This is a genomic window from Exiguobacterium sp. USCH10, assembly GCF_037619445.1.
GTDB classification, from domain to species: Bacteria; Bacillota; Bacilli; order Exiguobacteriales; family Exiguobacteriaceae; genus Exiguobacterium; species Exiguobacterium aestuarii_A.
The window spans coordinates 726,603-742,521 of the sequence record NZ_JAQPZO010000001.1; the positions used below are offsets into that span (position 1 = coordinate 726,603).

Here is a 15,919-nt window from a genome sequence, read left to right on the forward strand (position 1 = left end):
TGCGACAAGGTTGTCAATTGACCTTAAAAAGGTTTAGGATGGAGTCATTAGATTCTGAAGGAGGACCCCCTACTACTATGAGTTACAAGATGATTGTATTGGATATGGATGATACGCTCCTCACGAGCGACCATACGATTTCCCCTAAAACAAAAGAAGCACTTCTCGATGCGCAAGAGCGCGGCTATAAAGTCGTGCTCGCGAGCGGCCGACCAACGTTTGCGATGTGGGATGCAGCCCGTGAATTGGAACTTGCGAAGTACGGTAGCTTCATCTTATCGTTCAACGGTGCATCGGTCATCAATTGCGCGACGAACGAGGAAATTTTCTCGAGCACGCTTCAACCGGACACAGTCGCCCATCTCCATGATATCAGTGAACGGGAAGGAATCGCGATTCATACGTACGTCGGTAACGAAATCGTAACCGATCGCCCGAACCCGTATACGGATATCGAAGGTGAATTGACAGGTATGCCGGTCGTTCATGTCGATAACTTTAAAGAAGCTGTGACTGCACCTGTCGTTAAATGTTTGATGCTTGCCGATGGTGACACGCTTGCTCCAATTGAGACGAAGCTTCAAGAAGAGTTGGCTGGAAAATTGGCCGTCGCTCGTTCAAAACCGTTCTTCCTAGAGTTCACGGAAGCCGGTGTCACAAAAGGGACAAGCCTCGCTTTCCTAGCTGATCAACTCGGCATCGCCCAGAAAGAAGTCATCGCTTGCGGTGATGGAAACAATGACTTGACGATGATTGAATGGGCAGGTCTCGGTGTTGCGATGGGTAACGCCAATACGACAGTCAAAGGGAAAGCGGACTTCATTACGAAGTCAAACAACGAAGACGGAATTGCGCATGTCATCGAGACATATATGGCGGACGTACTCGTCACGCAATAAGCTTCTGGTTGTAGAAAGGGAGGAAGTAAGATGAATAAAGGGTTGAAACGCGCTGGAGTCGGGCTGATTGGAACAGCGGTCGCGGGAGCGGCTTATGTGTTCCTTTCACCTAAACCAGCAACACGTTTAATCAAAACTTCGTTCGCAGGGGGGAACGAAGTGGAGATGAAGGGATTCGAGGAAGTCGTTCAAAAGACGTCTGTCCGAAAAGACATCGACTACTTGTCTTCTTATGACAACGGGACGTTTGATTTGATTCGCTATGAAGGCGACCGAAAAACTGTCCCAACAATCTTTTGGGTGCATGGTGGTTCGTTCGTCGGTGGTGATAAATCTGACGTCTTAAAATACGCCACCTCGATTGCGAGTAACGGCTACAACGTCGTCAGTATCAACTACGCGCTTGCGCCAGATGTAACGTATCCGACACCACTTCAGCAAATGGAAGAAGCGTATACATTCATCGCTGAAAACAACGATCGATTCCGTCTCGATTTGGACCGCGTCTTTTTCGCGGGTGATTCGAACGGTGGACAGCTCGTTGCACAGTTTGTCGGGATTCAGTTGAATGACGACTACTCGCCTTCAGCCAAAGTCAGACAAGTTGTACCGAAATCGTCTATCCTTGGAACCATCTTATTGTCTGCACCATTCGACTTGAAACGTTCATGGCTCGAATCATCGAAATCTGTGAACCGCTTCTTGTTCAAACGCATCGGTTGGGCTTATTTCGGCACATACAACTGGGAAACACTCCCGGTCGTCGCTGAAGCTTCGCCGCTCGTCAACGTACCTGCCACATTCGTTCCGACGTTTATCGCTGACGGAAACGACCATTCGTTTGAAGATCAGGCGAAAGAATTTGCAACAATTCTCTCAGGTCGAACGGATGTGACGACAATATTTTATGACCGGAACGAACACGAACTCGGTCATAACTATTACTTCGAAATGGACCGCCCGGCGGCAAATTCGACGTATCGCCGTCTGATCACGTTCTTACGTGAAACGACGAATCAATCCGTATAAAAATAAGCGACGTTCTCTATTCAGAGAGCGTCGCTTATTTTCGTTAGCGTAACAGTTCGAACGCGCGTCCAATCAATTCATTTCGGGATGGAGATGTATGACGAAGTGCTTCAAGTCGGTCAATCAATGCCTGCTTCAATTCCTCGTCTTCTACTAACTCCAGACATTCAATGTGTAACAACCACGCATCCGGGTGCTCGGATAAAATGTCTGGAACGAGACCATCAATCGATTCCCCGCGTTCACGCATGAGGTGAATGCGATTGAACATCGGGTCATCTTTCGTCCATACACGTTCATCCCGTTCGATGATCACCGGTTTTTCAATGATCGTCAATTCTTCCACCGTCGTCCCAGGGAAGACCGATGGAAGTGAATCGACGCGTACTTCGAGTGAATCGAGTGAGATCGTCCGTCCTTCTAGTTGAACGGTCACCCCTTCGAGCATGTCCGATGCACATGCTTGACGAAGGGTCATTCCGTCCTCGAGGAGATCATCGCGGTCTAGCGCCGATTCCGTGTCATGGACAATGAGAAGTCCGTGACGTTCTCGTTTCGTCAACTGACCATTTTTTACGACTGTGCACTCATCCCATTGGATGAGCGTATGTTCCTTCGATTCTGTCATGTGGCGAACGATGCCGACACGTTCTGAACCGTCCTCGAGTCGAATCGTCGATTGACTTCCCGACGCCAATGCTTTTGTGACCGATTCAACCCCACCTTTTCGAATGGCCATTCTCCCCTCTAATTCATCTAAAACGGAAGAAAGCGTCTCAAAGTCTGGAATGACGAATAGTTCTTTTTGCATATTCGTCACGTCTTGCTTCGTCTGTAGCGCATGCTCCAAATCAAATGGATGTTTGACGACCGCATCGGTCAGACAGTGACGGCTTTCACCGACAGATGACAAGAGGCCCGCCCCGTAAATCATCGGATTCTCAAGGTCACCAATCAATCCAAATTCAACTGTCCACCAAAAGATACGTGCGACTTGTTGTGCCTCTGAAAAACCGGTCACTTGCGCTTTCGCTTCGTGTACCGCTCGTTCTGCCGCCTCGATGTCTTGTTCCGTTGAGTTGGCGTTCTCTTTCACGATCGTCAAGCGTTTCAACGCCGCGAACGAAGCATGCTCTTCACGGTTCATGAACGCCTTCGCTCCTAGTTGTCCGAAACGTTTGACGATTTCCGAGAACGTCGGGTCCATCAGCATCGGCGCGTGACCTGCCGCCTCATGAATGATATCAGGTGCTGGACTGTATAAAATATTCTCGACTTTTCGAATGTCCGTCGCGACCGGCAGCATTCCGTTCCCTTGGAAATCAAAGAAGGCAACGCCTGGGATGAGTCCATCCACTGCGACCGTCGACCATCCCGCTGCCCGCATCTCATCCGTCATCTGTTCGACGTTCGGTAATCGGTCTGGTCCCATTCCCGTCCGTTTTAAACCTTCGATGTAAAACGGGTGCGCTTTTCCTTCTAACGTATGCAGATTCAAGCTTAAAACGAAGCGCCAGACGGCATGATCCGTTGGTGTGTATTCATTGTAAAACTGCGGTGAAATATGTGGGGCAAGATGTGCTGGAATCGATTGTGTCAACATGTGAAGTCCTCCTTTAAAGTCAAAAAAATCCCTATCGATTCAATCGATAGGGACGACAAAGCCGCGGTACCACCCTGGTTGCTAGAAAACATCTAGCCACTTCATCCGATAACGGGGGACCGCTCAATCATGAGAGCTCGGGAACTGTAATTCGATTCATCTTTTGGGCGTGTTCGCAGCACCACACGCTCTCTGGGCCAGGGAAGATGTCTCTACTTCGGTTCCTTCTTCGCTTCTACTACGTATTCATTTCTCTATCTTTTATACAGTTATGCTGTTATGCATATATGCTTTTAAGCACTAAAGTGACGTCTTGTTAGTTACTGTACCAAAGGTTTTTCAACGCGTCAACAAAAAACAGTCTACGAATTTTCGTAGACTGTCAAAGACACCAATCGATTGGGGACTGTCCCCACTTGTTTAAAGCGTCATTCACTTGAGAAAACGGCTTTGATCCAAAGAATCCACGATGGGATGATAGTGGGCTCGGATGAACGGACGTGAGCACTTTATGCTGCTCTCCGATCCATTTCATTTTCTTCTTCGCGTCATTCCCCCACAGGATGAATACGATGGGCTCTTCACGACTCCCTAGTCGCTCAATCACCGAGTCGGTGAATTGTTCCCACCCTTTCCCACGATGCGAGCCCGCCTTTCCCGCTTCGACCGTCAAAGCTGTGTTCAAAAGGAGGACTCCTTGTTTCGCCCACTTTTCTAAATTCCCACTCTTCGGAATGTCACACCCGATGTCGTCCTTTAGTTCTTGAAAGATATTTCGTAACGACGGTGGGAAACGCACCCCATCCTGTACCGAAAAACTGAGACCATGCGCTTGGTTTGGTCCATGATACGGGTCTTGTCCTAATATCACGCATTTCACGTCACTAAACTTCGTGTAAACAAACGCATTCCAAATGTCTTCACGGTTCGGATAAACAATCGTCTCCTCATACGCTTGATCGACGAATTGCTTTAACTGTTGGAAATAAGGTTGACTCATCTCGTCTTGGATGATGTCTGTCCAATCTCCAAGTAATCGACTCGATAACTGCTCTCCCATTGCATACTCCCCTTTCCCTTTGTATGATACCCAAAATGCGAGCATACAAAAAGACGAGCCAGCCGACTCGTCTTTCGCATTATACCGTTACTGCGCCTGCAACTTCCTTCGCAAGTGCTTCTGCTTTCGCTTTCGCGTCCGCAACGATTTCTTCGATTTTGTCCGGGTATTGGTTCATCCCTTCAACTGCTACCGTCGTTACTTCAGACACACCGACGAACGCGAGCGCTTGGCGGAGGTATGCGTCTGCAAAGTTAAGATCAGTTCCTGTGTAGATACCACCTGTTCCTTGGATGTGGATCGCTTGTTTGTTTTCAAGCAATCCGACAGGACCTTGCTCCGTGTAACGGAACGTTTTACCCGCCATGAGGACGCTGTCGAGGAACATTTTCATGCGTGCTGGGAAGAAGAAGTTCCACATTGGCGTTGCGAATACATAAAGGTCCGCTTCCATGAACTTCTCGAGCATGCCGCTCATTGTGCCTACTTTTTTCGCTTCCACGTCAGTGAGTGCTTCGCCTGATGCGAATTTGCCCCATGCGCTGAGCACGTCTCCATCGATTTCTTGTACATCGACATCGTAGAGTTCGATTGCTTCTACTTCGATTGATGCGTTTTCAGCCTTGAGTGTTGATACGAATGTTTCTGCAACTTGTTTGCTGTATGAAAGTTCAGTTGGTTTCGGGTTAGCCGATACATATAATACTTTAGTCATCGTGTAATCCTCCATTTGGGTAATCTCTAATTTTTTTCAATAACAGTTAGAACTATATCATCTGTATATCTCATCGTCAATTATTTTAACTTCAAGATATTAATGAAAAAAGCAACGGGCTTTATTTGCCCGCTGCGTTATAACCGACTCGTTTCAATAACGAAATCAATTGTTCCGTCTCTTCATCGCTTAACGGTCCGTATATATCTTTAAAGATTTCGATGTGCTGTGGATAGACGACATCCATGAGCGCCTTCCCATCCTCTGTTAACGAGGCGTATGTGACGCGACGGTCGGACGGACAGGCGATTCGTTCAATCAGCCCACGCTTTTCCAACTTGTCGATCACGTATGTCACGCTACCACTCGTAATCAAAATCTGGTCCCCGATTTGTTGTAACGGGGTATCTCCTCGTTTATACAAAACGGATAAAACACCGAACTCTGTTGAATTTAACTGGTGGCGTCGTAAATCTTCTTTCACACGATCGCTGATGGCATCCATCGTTCGTGCGAGAACGACCCATGCCTTCAATTCAAGGGATTCAATCATGTCGGTTTCACCTCAATTCGTTCATCATATATCACTAGTATAGCAGGACTTATGCAGTATAAGCCGGGAAAAATACTTCGTCAAGGAACTTCTTCATTGTCGCGTATGTCGGAAACGTTTAGAATGGTAGTATTGTGATTTTAAGAAAGGGTGGACCGTATGCGTGAGTATTACGAAATTTCATTGACGATTAAACGGGAGTTTTTGCATGCTGTCATCGATTTGTTGAATCGGGAAGGCATCGCACCGGACTATGCGCTCGAAAAGGAAGGCGCGGTCTTTTTATTGTTCAATCATTTACCTTGGCCAAACGTGACCCGTGAACCGCACGCCGTGGAACGTTTCTTGTTGACGTTGAAGCGATCGGATTATTTATTCGTCAAAACGAAACGTAAATCACCGGTCCCCGACCATGAACCGGTCGCCTGCATGGGCGCCCTCGTTTCTCCGTTTCATGAACATCTGCGCATCGAACTCGCAGTGGATGAGTCTGAAGCGAGTCATTTAGATATGTCCGCATTCCGTCATTATTAAATGAATGACATGTTCCAATCCCCATGAAGATCAGCCGAAAGTGCTGACGATCATGGGGATTTTTTTAGGAGTAATCGATTTCGCAGACGGGAATAAAGGACAGTATTCGAACCGAAAAGGAGATATGTTGGAATGGACACAGTCATGTTAATCGTCAATCCATCCTCAGGAAAAGAATTGGGGGAACAACACGCGACACATGCGGAGGAAGTGTTGCGTGAACGATATGGACACGTGGATGTCCGCTTCACGGAGAAAGAACAAGATGCGACGAACTTTGCACGAGAAGCAGCGGAGAAGCAATATAAAGCCGTCATTGCGATGGGTGGAGACGGGACGTTGAACGAAGCGGTCACCGGACTTGCGGAAGCGCCTCATCGTCCCGATTTTGGACTCATCCCGCTCGGTACGGTCAATGACCTCGCCCGCGCACTTGGTGTACCAAATGATCCAAAAAAAGCGATTGAAGCTCTTCGTGACGCTGAACCGACACCGATGGATATCGGAAAATATGAGAACGGCTATTTTATGAACGTCATTGCCATTGGTCTCATTGCCGAGGCGGTCGATGAAGTTAGCGTGGAAGAAAAGACAAAGTGGGGGCCATTCGCATATCTAATTGAAGGCGTGAAGGCGTTCCGCGAACATAGTCCTTATACGTTGTCGATTGAAAGTGAGGACGGTCAATTTGATGGTGAAGCTTATCTCGTCGTCATCGCCTTGACGAACTCGGTCGGAGGATTTGAGAATTTCGAACCGGACGCGCGACTGAATGATGGATTGTTGCACGTCTATATTTTTGAAGAGCTCGGTCTAAAAGACGCACTTCAATTAACGCCTGCCCTGTTCACAGGAAAATTAAAGGAAACGGACAGTGTCACGTCATTCTGTACGACACGGGTGAGCGTCAACTCGCCTGAATCCCTTCCTGTAAATGCAGACGGTGACACTGGTGGAACGTTGCCATTTACATTTGAAATTTTACCGAGTCATTTGAACGTATTGAAGCCCGTATAAGAGAAGGACTTTTATGAACGAAACCGAATGTTAACAAGCGAGAAAGGAGAATGACCTATCAACATCTCGCTTGTTCCACTTACAACAGCATCCGACGAAATCGTCGAGACATTCAATCGCTGGAATAATGACCCACAAATCGTGCATTTGATTCGTCCGAGTCGGTCTGAAGAAGAATTGACCGCTCATTATGAGATGACGGTCGAAGATTTAGAGGATCGTCTTCTGACACATGATATTTTTCTCATTTATGCAGACGACCATCTCGTCGGTGAAATGAACGTCATGTATGACCCCCCTCATCTGTACCGTCAAGAACCTGGTACGGCGTGGCTCGGGTTTGTCATCGGGGAATCCGTAGGACGCGGCAAAGGCGTGGGCACGGAGTCCCTTCGTTTACTGGAGGAGAAACTGCGGACGCAGGGGACGCCTCGCATGGAGCTCGGCGTGTTCGCCTTCAATCACACGGCCCATCGACTCTATACGAAACTCGGTTATGAAGAAATCGGACGAATCGAGCACTTCACTTACTGGGACGGTCAATTCTGGTCCGACATCCGGATGGAAAAACGACTCAACTAAAAAGCCCTTTCACGTCACGTGAAAGGGCTTTGACTTAGTTGTTCAAGTTCTCGACTTCGACGATTCGGAAGCCTTTTTGTTCAAGCTTGGCAACAACTTTGTTCTTCATGTCTTCTTCGCAATCCGGTGGTAACGTCACGAGTACGCGACGCAACACCTTACTTTTTGCATCAAGCGTCATCAAGCTTGCGATTGACGTATACTTGTTCACGATTTTTGTAATCTTCTCGAGCGCTCCTGCCTGTTCGCTCAAGGCAATCGTCAAGACGTAGCTACCTGTGTCACGACTCCATGCCTCCTCGAGCATCCCAAGCATCTTCCCGTGCGGAAGAATACCATAAAACTCATTGCTCTCATCTTTCAATACAGCAATGTATGGCAATTCTTTGATCGAGAAAAAGACTTCGAAGAAGCCGTCGGATTCATGAACGTATTTTTGCGTATTTTTAATGAGCGTCATCACATTATCGTCCATGTTTTCCCCGTTCATTCCATGACGATAAATATGCATCTTATAAATGTTACCGCGGAAAAATTTCCCCGTCTCGTCTAAAACAGGCACACAACGATATCCTGTTTCTTCAAGCGTATGAAGCGCTTCCCGCAATGTTGCCTTTTCACTGATCGTGACAACATCTTTCTTCGGGATACATAAGCTATGCACTAACATGCGTTTTCCTCCCAGCCAATAATAAAGTGGTCTACACCCTATTCATTATTATTCCCCAAATATGATGAACATCCTGCATACTTTTTCTGAAAAGTTATGAACACTTCTTGTAATCCTTGCATTTGTCGGAATACGAAAAAGTCGTTATAGTGAAACTATCCAAACAGACAAAGGGGATGGACGATTATGACGATGAAGAAAGCATTGACGATTGCCGGTTCTGATACGAGCGGCGGCGCGGGTATCCAAGCCGACCTCAAAACGATGGAAGAACTCGGTGTGTACGGTATGACAGCTTTGACTGTCATTGTGGCACAAGATCCACACAACGCATGGAACCACGAAGTCTTTCCAATCGACACGACATTGATTGAGAAACAAATCGATACGGTGCTCGCTGGGATCGGAGTCGATGCAGTGAAGACGGGGATGCTCCCGACACCTGAAATCATCGAACTCGCAGCACGTAAGATTAAAGAATACGGAATCGAGAATGCCGTCGTTGACCCGGTCATGGCATGTAAAGGTGCGGATGAGATCCTTGACCCGAACGTTGCGGTCGCGATGCGTCAACATCTCGTACCAGTCGCAAAAATCATCACACCAAACTTATTCGAGGCGCGTATGCTCGCTGGCCTCGATAAAACACCATCGACGATGGACGAAATCAAAGAAGCGGCTCGCCTGATCCATGAGCTCGGCGCTGAGATCGTCATCGTCAAAGTCGGTGGCAAACTTGGTTTCGATACAGCATTCGACGTCTTGTACGACGGAAACGAATTCCGCCTGCTTGAAAGTGAAAAAATCGAGCCTGCGTTCACACACGGTGGTGGATGCACGTTCTCTTCTGCCATCGCGGCTTCTCTCGCAAACGGCCATACGGTCGAAGAAGCGATTGAAATCGGAAAAGAATTTATCACAGAAGCAGTTCGTCACTCATTCCGTCTCAACCAATATGTCGGACCGACGAACCATACGGGATACCGTAAAAAAGTAGCAACACAATCGTAAACAGATGACCCGGAACGTGACGTTTCGGGTCATCCTTTCCATTGGAGGGACAGACGTGAAAGCGATTCAACCTGATCACATTCAGCAATATTTAGACAATCACGTCGCAACGCCACTTTTCGTGCATGTCGAGACGACAAACGGTGCCTATGCGACACATAACGACCCGGACTTCCATAACGCCGGGATGTTTATCCGTAATGCCAAAATCGAATATAGCATCGGTCAAATCAAAGGTAACGGACCTTACCGTGTCGGCTTAAAACTTGATCACGGCTGGCTCTATGTTGAAGGATTGACCGACTATGAGGTGCACGGCGAACAGTTACTACTCGCTGGTCACGATCGTCTCGGTCGACTGGCGTGTGCGCTGCATATCGATATCAAACCGCTCCCGCAAGGAGCATCGGAGGTGGAGAATCAATGAATGGACCATTACTTGTCATTTTCCCACACCCGGACGATGAGGCGTTCAGCTCGGCCGGAACAATCATCCAACATCGTCAAAAAGGACTCCCGGTCACGTATGTCTGCTTAACACTCGGCGAGATGGGACGCAACATGGGTTCCCCGATTTTTACGACGCGTGAGGAGCTCCCTAAAATTCGAAAGCATGAACTTGAAGAAGCTTGTCGGATGATGGGCATCGAGGACCTGCGCATGTGGGGACTTCGTGATAAAACCGTTGAATTTGAGGACGAGGCCGAGCTCGCTGGTCGCTTCCGCGCATTGATTGACGAAGTGAAGCCGGAAACCGTCATCTCGTTCTATCCAGGATATGCCGTTCACCCGGACCATGAAGCGACAGCTCATGCTGTCGTACGAGCACTTCAAGAGATGGGAGAATCACGCCCTGAGTTTTTAGGTGTAGCATTCGATCGCCGCACAGAAGAAGAACTAGGACAACCTCACGTGATCGTCGATGTGACGGAAGAGAGCGAGCAGAAAAAAGACTCCCTCTTTGCCCATCGTTCTCAGACGGAAGGTCTACTTCGCGCGATTGACAACGCAGAAAACGCCCACGTCATGGAGTTACTCCAACGTGAGCGCTTCTATCATTATCCGTTCTCATGATTCATAGGCTAGACGGGTCATATAAAGTAATGCCCCAACGGTCCCAAGACCGATTAACGTTCCGAATACTACAACGATTTGTCCCATGTTTTCACCTCTTCTAGACTGTACGAACAATTTCATTCATTGGTTTCAAACACGTGCCATTCGCACGTGTTTTTTTAGAAATACAGAACGTAAATCACGATGGCCAATACGATTCGATAGACCGCAAACGGCATCAATTTCACTTTGTTGATCAATTTCAAAAAGAACTTAATCGAAATAAGCGCGAACAGAAACGCACTGATGAACCCGACGATAAACACCGGCAACGTATCGAGCGTAAAGTACGTCCATTTGCTGTAGAGTGACAAGGCGCTCGCGCCGAACATGATCGGTACCGCCATGATGAACGTAAAATCTGCCGCTGCCCGGTGACTCATCCCGAGGAGGACGCCACCAGAAATCGTCGAGCCCGACCGCGAGAATCCTGGCCATAACGAGAAGCATTGAATCAATCCGACACCAAGCGCTTGCTTATACGTGATGTCATCGAGCGTTGCAGTCGTTTGTCGTTTCACACCTGATAAATCTGCGGCAATCATAAAGAAAGCCCCAATCACTAACCCGATCAACACCGTCTTGACCGAGAAGAGGTGTGTATCGATGTAGTCCTCGAACAATACACCGAGGACACCGGCCGGAAGCAGTCCAATCAAAATATGTATCAGGTTTAATTGGCGTACTGCCCCGTTTTGTCTTAGTGTGAACAGCGACTTCGGATTCAGTAACGCTTTGAACCGGTCTCGAAAGACGACAACAACCGCTAAAATCGAGCCTAATTGAATGACGATTTTAAACGTGTTCGCTACTTCCTGACCTAAAAACTGACTCGAGTTCAACCAAAGCCCGTCCACGAGAATCATATGACCCGTCGACGAGACCGGAGCAAATTCGGTCAATCCTTCAACGACTCCTAATAAAAAGCCTACGAATAACTCATACCATTCCACGATGTTTCTCCTATAATTCCTTTAGATTGTTCTCATCATACACTTCTCCTCACCATCTTGCGTCCGTCTTAAGACGTAAAAACAGGCATGGCTTATGACCCATGCCTGCGAGAATTATCGTGCAGTCGCATGAACGACCCACACAACAAGTCCAATCATTGAAAACGCTAAAAATAGCGACGCTGTCGTCCCTATGATAAAGACAATCCCTAATCCGAGAATGCCAAGATGCCACAGCATCGAGACAGATGATTCCGTCGTCGCTCGAATGGATGAAGGAACTTGATGGTGTAAAAGTCCATAATAGAGCGGCTCCATCGCCCCATATAGAAGTGCCAACAATCCCATGACACCAATTCCGATTGGACTCGGAAATAAACCGATGAAGAGAAACCCGCCACCTATCATCCAACCGAATCGTTTCAACCAACGTTCCGAAGGCGCAACACGCACGATGGTTCCTGCGAACAGTTGTCCAGGTAACTGAATCAAGAGCAACCCACTTGAAATGACACCGAACCAATAGATCGGAACGGACACATCGCGAGCGTACAGTTGCCAAAATTCATCGATGAAGTTAAAAGCGGATACCGCTGCCAAAAAACTGATTGTGACATAACGAAGTTGTCGGTTTGACCAAATAAATTGGAACCCTTTGAACAAATGGCGCCACGTCAAACGTTCCTCCCGCTCTCGATGAGTCGGTTCCACGAGAAATACGCTACATAGTGTCGCCATCATTAAACTCAAAATCGAGACTCCATAGTTCCACTCCAAGGGAAGGTACTGCGCCAACATACTGCCACTCAATGCCGCCACCACAGCGGCCACAATCCCAATCGCGTTCAGCTTCCCAAGAACCCGTTCGAATGACGAAGCTTCATGACTTTCCTGTAAGGACTCGTATAGCAACGCATTCTCTGCCCCACTTCGAATGACCGACCCAACGGCCGAACAGCTGATCGCGACAAAGAAACCCGTGAACGTGAACGAATACAAAATGACGAGAAACGACAGCCATTCTAACGCGACACCGATTTGGACAAGTCGACGCCGTGCCGTATGGTCCGCCCATACACCAGTCGGTACTTCGAACAGAACGATGATGAGCGCATATACCATCTCTAAATAAACGACTTCCTGAACGGAGATACCCCGTGACTCCCAGAACAGCCGTTCAATCACGTATGCGGGAATCAATCCTTCAAACCAACGAATCCATCCTAATCGGACAACGTTTCGACGAACTTAACTAGGTGAACGTGCTCGTTTTCTCATTTGAATCTCCTCCTTACTTGTCTATTCCCGAAAACACCAAAAAACCACGAGATTCCTCTCGTGGTTGACGTGTTATTTCAATAAGTTGAGAATCTCGCGATTGAACGCCGGAATGTCATCCGGCTGACGGCTCGTCACAAGCTGGTTCTGACAGACGACAACTTCTTTATCCGCATATTTTGCACCGGCATACTCCATGTCGACTTTAATCGATTTGTAGCCGGTCGCGTCACGACCTTCTAACGTCTTCGCCGTAATCAACAGCTGCGGTCCGTGACAGATGGCAAAGACAGGTTTTTTCGCGTCCATGAAGGCTTTGGCGAACGAGACGAAACGCTCGTCCTCACGCAACAAGTCAGGTGAGAATCCGCCTGGTAAGAGAAGGGCGTCAAAATCTTCTGGCGATACATCGTCAATCGATTGATCGATGTTCACTTTCGCCTCTCCTTGCTTCCCTTCTACCGTGTTGCCTGCTTTCTTCTCAATCGTCACGACGTCATGTCCCGCATCCACCAATGCGTCACGGGGACCCGTGAATTCTACATCTTCAAACATATCTGTAATGAGCGTTGCTACTTTTGCCATGTTCTAAACACTCCCTCTGTTTGTTTTATGCACATAGGGACTGTTCCACTGGCACGAATCACTTAAACATCATTGCATGCATTCAACGGAACTTCGAGACATACGGATTGTCGCGTTCAAAGAAGCGATACGGGTAGTCACGCGCCTCGCCCGTGTTTGGAATCCCGATGCGTGGACCCGCCTCAATCACCATTCCCGTCTCACCTTCAGCAAGATAGAGCGGGTCTTGTTGGAACGAGTGACCATATAAGTCCATCGTGATCCCGAGTGCTTTCGTCAACTTCCCTGGTCCGTTCGTTTGGTCATATCGTTTCACCCCAGGACGGTTCGAAGCAATCCATTCATGTCCTTGAATCGGTTCGACGGCTCGAATCAACACGGCTTCCGGTGTACCAACCGGACCACTGACCACGTTCAGGAGCGTATGTGTATGCATTTGATACGTGTATACATGCCCAGGCTGTCCGAACATGACTTCCGTCCGTTTCGTTCGACGCCCTCCGAAACTATGTGCCGCCCGGTCGATGGCACCGAGGTAAGCCTCTGTCTCGACAATCTTCGCGATGATGTCACCTTCTGGGTGTCGCCGCACCAAATATTGGCCGAGTAAGGCGCGTGCCAATTCGAGTGTCGGTTGTTCATAAAATGCTAGATCGAGTCGCTTCATCGTTCCACCTCCCTTTCTCCTATTTTCTCAAAAGTCATGTCCTGCACACAAAAAAGATGCCCTGCATGGCAGGACACCTCGATATTACGATGCGATTTTAAGTGATTCACGTTGCTTCCCCAATCGGACGTATCCCAAAATGATGGAGAAGACCGGGCTGAGCCAAAGGAAGAACGCAAATGGGGCGTATTCCAATACAGGCACACCGAGTGTCGCTGCGAAGAACGCTCCGGAGACACCCCACGGAATGAGCGGGTTAATCACAGTCCCGCCATCCTCAAGCGCACGTGACAAGTAGCGTGGATCGATCCCGCGATCGATGAACCCTTGTTTGAACGCCTGTCCTGGCAAGAGAATCGACAAGTACTGTTCCCCTGCGAGCAAGTTGACACCGATCGAGCTGAGGACGACCGATAGAACCGAACTTCCTGGTGACTTCAAGCGCTCGAGCAACGATTCAACGATCGCTTGGAACACACCGAGTTCACGTAACAGGCCTCCGAATGCAAGGGCGATCAAGACGAGGCTGACCGACCAAAGCATCGATTCAAGACCACCACGATCGAGTACCGTCGCAATCGTCTCATTCTCCACACCTGACTTGAATCCAGACTGCATGACACCGAGCCAGTTCGAGATGCTCCAGTTGCCTTGAACAAACCCTGCCGTCAACACACCAGCGAACATCCCGATGAGCATCGTCGGCAAAACCGGCATGCGGCGGAACGCAAGCACTGCGACGAGCACAGGGGCAATTAATGTGAGCCAAGAAAGGTCGAAACGTCCGCTGAGCGCAGCTTGTGCTTCCGCGATTTGAGTCGTATCAGCAGTTTGACCGCTACGTCCGAGGAACGTGAATAAAATCAGTGTGATGATGAACGCTGGAATCGTCGTCCCCATCATGAAGCGAATGTGGTCGAATAGTTTGACACCCGCCACTGCTGGCGCAAAGTTTGTCGTGTCCGACAACGGGCTCATCTTGTCTCCGAAGAGCGCACCCGATACGATGGCACCTGCAGCGAGAGCTGGCGAGATGCCTAGTGCCGTCCCGATTCCGAACAAGGCGACACCGACCGTTCCGACTGTTGTAAACGCACTTCCTGTGAATGTCGAGACAATCATCGTAATCAATAAGACACTCGGTAAGAACCATTCAGCAGAGATTGTATTTAATCCGATGGAGAGGATCGTCGCGACCGTCCCGGACATTTGCCATACTCCGATGAGCATCCCGATCAATAACAAAATCAACACCGGCATGATGGCTTCACGAATCCCGTTGATCATCGCCGTCTCAATCTGTTTGAAGTCGCGTGAACGATAATACGCGTATCCACCTACTATTACCATTGTGCCAAAAATCGCCATATGCGGCGTCGCTTTGGCCAAAAACATCAGTGCGAGCAAGGTGATCCCGCTCATCAACACGACGAATACAGCTTCTTTTCCTTTCATCTGCATCGACGTCCCCTCCTTTCGTTATATCCTAATTATTTATTATTTCACCTAACCGCTTAAACGCTTTTATGCACAAAAGCACGTCAGTGATGTTTTTTACTATACTCGCTTCCTTTCTCCCTGTCAAACGTCTTTTTATGATAAATTATATGCTTGAGGGTGACCTCCGGAGTTCGTAACCTCCTCCGA

18 protein-coding genes and 1 other annotated feature are annotated in these 15,919 nt (G+C 48.4%); of the genes, 8 read left to right on the plus strand and 10 right to left on the minus strand.

Going from position 1 to position 15,919, the window contains the following annotated elements:
- Positions 1–77: 77 nt before the first annotated feature.
- Positions 78–899, plus strand: a complete 822-nt coding sequence (locus tag PQI28_RS03720; RefSeq protein WP_271305945.1) for a Cof-type HAD-IIB family hydrolase — start codon at positions 78–80, stop codon at positions 897–899.
- Between the two features lie 30 nt (positions 900–929).
- Positions 930–1,928 carry an alpha/beta hydrolase gene (locus tag PQI28_RS03725; RefSeq protein ID WP_339962559.1) on the plus strand — a complete coding sequence of 333 codons (999 nt, stop codon included), beginning with the start codon at positions 930–932 and terminating at the stop codon, positions 1,926–1,928.
- 43 nt (positions 1,929–1,971) lie between these two features.
- Here the strand turns inward: PQI28_RS03725 and PQI28_RS03730 are convergent, their stop codons facing one another.
- From PQI28_RS03730 to PQI28_RS03745, 4 genes are all read right to left on the minus strand, one after another.
- Positions 1,972–3,531: an aromatic amino acid hydroxylase gene (locus PQI28_RS03730; RefSeq protein ID WP_224862910.1), complete on the minus strand. Its 1,560-nt coding sequence runs from the start codon at positions 3,529–3,531 to the stop codon at positions 1,972–1,974.
- Positions 3,532–3,576: 45 nt separating this feature from the next.
- Positions 3,577–3,770, minus strand: a binding site (T-box leader).
- 143 nt (positions 3,771–3,913) lie between these two features.
- Complete coding sequence (locus tag PQI28_RS03735; protein WP_339962560.1) at positions 3,914–4,591, minus strand: uracil-DNA glycosylase; 678 nt, start codon at positions 4,589–4,591, stop codon at positions 3,914–3,916.
- Positions 4,592–4,670: 79 nt separating this feature from the next.
- Positions 4,671–5,306: an FMN-dependent NADH-azoreductase gene (locus PQI28_RS03740; RefSeq protein WP_015880490.1), complete on the minus strand. Its 636-nt coding sequence runs from the start codon at positions 5,304–5,306 to the stop codon at positions 4,671–4,673.
- Between the two features lie 121 nt (positions 5,307–5,427).
- Positions 5,428–5,859, minus strand: a complete 432-nt coding sequence (locus PQI28_RS03745; protein ID WP_214746962.1) for a MarR family winged helix-turn-helix transcriptional regulator — start codon at positions 5,857–5,859, stop codon at positions 5,428–5,430.
- 159 nt (positions 5,860–6,018) lie between these two features.
- On the opposite strand from PQI28_RS03745, the gene PQI28_RS03750 reads away from it, so the two are divergent.
- The 3 genes from PQI28_RS03750 to PQI28_RS03760 all read left to right on the plus strand — a co-directional run bounded on the left by PQI28_RS03750 (position 6,019) and on the right by PQI28_RS03760 (position 7,992).
- Positions 6,019–6,393: a hypothetical protein gene (locus PQI28_RS03750; RefSeq protein WP_074034233.1), complete on the plus strand. Its 375-nt coding sequence runs from the start codon at positions 6,019–6,021 to the stop codon at positions 6,391–6,393.
- Positions 6,394–6,525: 132 nt separating this feature from the next.
- Positions 6,526–7,410: a diacylglycerol/lipid kinase family protein gene (locus tag PQI28_RS03755; protein WP_339962561.1), complete on the plus strand. Its 885-nt coding sequence runs from the start codon at positions 6,526–6,528 to the stop codon at positions 7,408–7,410.
- 99 nt (positions 7,411–7,509) lie between these two features.
- Complete coding sequence (locus tag PQI28_RS03760) at positions 7,510–7,992, plus strand: GNAT family N-acetyltransferase (RefSeq protein WP_339962643.1); 483 nt, start codon at positions 7,510–7,512, stop codon at positions 7,990–7,992.
- 34 nt (positions 7,993–8,026) lie between these two features.
- On the opposite strand, the gene cbpA is transcribed toward PQI28_RS03760, so the two are convergent.
- Complete coding sequence (gene cbpA / locus PQI28_RS03765) at positions 8,027–8,662, minus strand: cyclic di-AMP binding protein CbpA (RefSeq protein ID WP_214695898.1); 636 nt, start codon at positions 8,660–8,662, stop codon at positions 8,027–8,029.
- 186 nt (positions 8,663–8,848) lie between these two features.
- On the opposite strand from cbpA, the gene pdxK reads away from it, so the two are divergent.
- Genes pdxK through bshB2 form a run of 3 tightly spaced genes read left to right on the plus strand, consistent with a single transcriptional unit; the run spans position 8,849 to position 10,747 of the window.
- Complete coding sequence (gene pdxK / locus PQI28_RS03770; protein WP_214785603.1) at positions 8,849–9,673, plus strand: pyridoxine/pyridoxal/pyridoxamine kinase; 825 nt, start codon at positions 8,849–8,851, stop codon at positions 9,671–9,673.
- A gap of 55 nt (positions 9,674–9,728) precedes the next feature.
- Positions 9,729–10,100 carry a YojF family protein gene (locus PQI28_RS03775; RefSeq protein ID WP_214695888.1) on the plus strand — a complete coding sequence of 124 codons (372 nt, stop codon included), beginning with the start codon at positions 9,729–9,731 and terminating at the stop codon, positions 10,098–10,100.
- Entirely contained in the window at positions 10,097–10,747 is a 651-nt protein-coding gene (gene bshB2 / locus PQI28_RS03780) for a bacillithiol biosynthesis deacetylase BshB2 (RefSeq protein WP_339962562.1), read from the plus strand. The genes PQI28_RS03775 and bshB2 overlap by 4 nt, the downstream gene beginning before the upstream one ends.
- A 161-nt stretch (positions 10,748–10,908) precedes the next feature.
- On the opposite strand, the gene PQI28_RS03785 is transcribed toward bshB2, so the two are convergent.
- The 5 genes from PQI28_RS03785 to nhaC all read right to left on the minus strand — a co-directional run bounded on the left by PQI28_RS03785 (position 10,909) and on the right by nhaC (position 15,733).
- Positions 10,909–11,742, minus strand: coding sequence for an undecaprenyl-diphosphate phosphatase (locus tag PQI28_RS03785; protein WP_339962563.1), 834 nt, complete (start codon positions 11,740–11,742; stop codon positions 10,909–10,911).
- Between the two features lie 114 nt (positions 11,743–11,856).
- Positions 11,857–12,927: an MFS transporter gene (locus PQI28_RS03790; protein ID WP_339962564.1), complete on the minus strand. Its 1,071-nt coding sequence runs from the start codon at positions 12,925–12,927 to the stop codon at positions 11,857–11,859.
- Positions 12,928–13,092: 165 nt separating this feature from the next.
- Positions 13,093–13,605 carry a type 1 glutamine amidotransferase domain-containing protein gene (locus PQI28_RS03795; protein WP_026824537.1) on the minus strand — a complete coding sequence of 171 codons (513 nt, stop codon included), beginning with the start codon at positions 13,603–13,605 and terminating at the stop codon, positions 13,093–13,095.
- An 82-nt stretch (positions 13,606–13,687) separates the two neighbouring features.
- A complete protein-coding gene (locus PQI28_RS03800) occupies positions 13,688–14,272 on the minus strand; it encodes a DNA-3-methyladenine glycosylase (RefSeq protein ID WP_271305939.1) in 585 nt (194 codons plus the stop codon).
- A gap of 84 nt (positions 14,273–14,356) precedes the next feature.
- Positions 14,357–15,733 (minus strand): Na+/H+ antiporter NhaC, encoded by a 1,377-nt coding sequence (nhaC, locus tag PQI28_RS03805; protein WP_337874229.1) that lies wholly within the window; start codon positions 15,731–15,733, stop codon positions 14,357–14,359.
- Positions 15,734–15,919 lie beyond the last annotated feature (186 nt).

What these genes read in the sequence shown, in the direction of transcription:
- PQI28_RS03735 (WP_339962560.1), bottom strand. Translation starts at nt 4,591, where the DNA reads ATGGGAGAGCAGTTATCGAGTCGATTACTTGGAGATTGGACAGACATC.
- cbpA (WP_214695898.1), bottom strand. Translation starts at nt 8,662, where the DNA reads ATGTTAGTGCATAGCTTATGTATCCCGAAGAAAGATGTTGTCACGATC.
- PQI28_RS03800 (WP_271305939.1), bottom strand. Translation starts at nt 14,272, where the DNA reads ATGAAGCGACTCGATCTAGCATTTTATGAACAACCGACACTCGAATTG.
- PQI28_RS03750 (WP_074034233.1), top strand. Translation starts at nt 6,019, where the DNA reads ATGCGTGAGTATTACGAAATTTCATTGACGATTAAACGGGAGTTTTTG.
- PQI28_RS03755 (WP_339962561.1), top strand. Translation starts at nt 6,526, where the DNA reads ATGGACACAGTCATGTTAATCGTCAATCCATCCTCAGGAAAAGAATTG.
- PQI28_RS03740 (WP_015880490.1), bottom strand. Translation starts at nt 5,306, where the DNA reads ATGACTAAAGTATTATATGTATCGGCTAACCCGAAACCAACTGAACTT.
- PQI28_RS03720 (WP_271305945.1), top strand. Translation starts at nt 78, where the DNA reads ATGAGTTACAAGATGATTGTATTGGATATGGATGATACGCTCCTCACG.
- PQI28_RS03730 (WP_224862910.1), bottom strand. Translation starts at nt 3,531, where the DNA reads ATGTTGACACAATCGATTCCAGCACATCTTGCCCCACATATTTCACCG.
- bshB2 (WP_339962562.1), top strand. Translation starts at nt 10,097, where the DNA reads ATGAATGGACCATTACTTGTCATTTTCCCACACCCGGACGATGAGGCG.
- PQI28_RS03725 (WP_339962559.1), top strand. Translation starts at nt 930, where the DNA reads ATGAATAAAGGGTTGAAACGCGCTGGAGTCGGGCTGATTGGAACAGCG.
- nhaC (WP_337874229.1), bottom strand. Translation starts at nt 15,733, where the DNA reads ATGCAGATGAAAGGAAAAGAAGCTGTATTCGTCGTGTTGATGAGCGGG.
- pdxK (WP_214785603.1), top strand. Translation starts at nt 8,849, where the DNA reads ATGACGATGAAGAAAGCATTGACGATTGCCGGTTCTGATACGAGCGGC.
- PQI28_RS03745 (WP_214746962.1), bottom strand. Translation starts at nt 5,859, where the DNA reads ATGATTGAATCCCTTGAATTGAAGGCATGGGTCGTTCTCGCACGAACG.
- PQI28_RS03795 (WP_026824537.1), bottom strand. Translation starts at nt 13,605, where the DNA reads ATGGCAAAAGTAGCAACGCTCATTACAGATATGTTTGAAGATGTAGAA.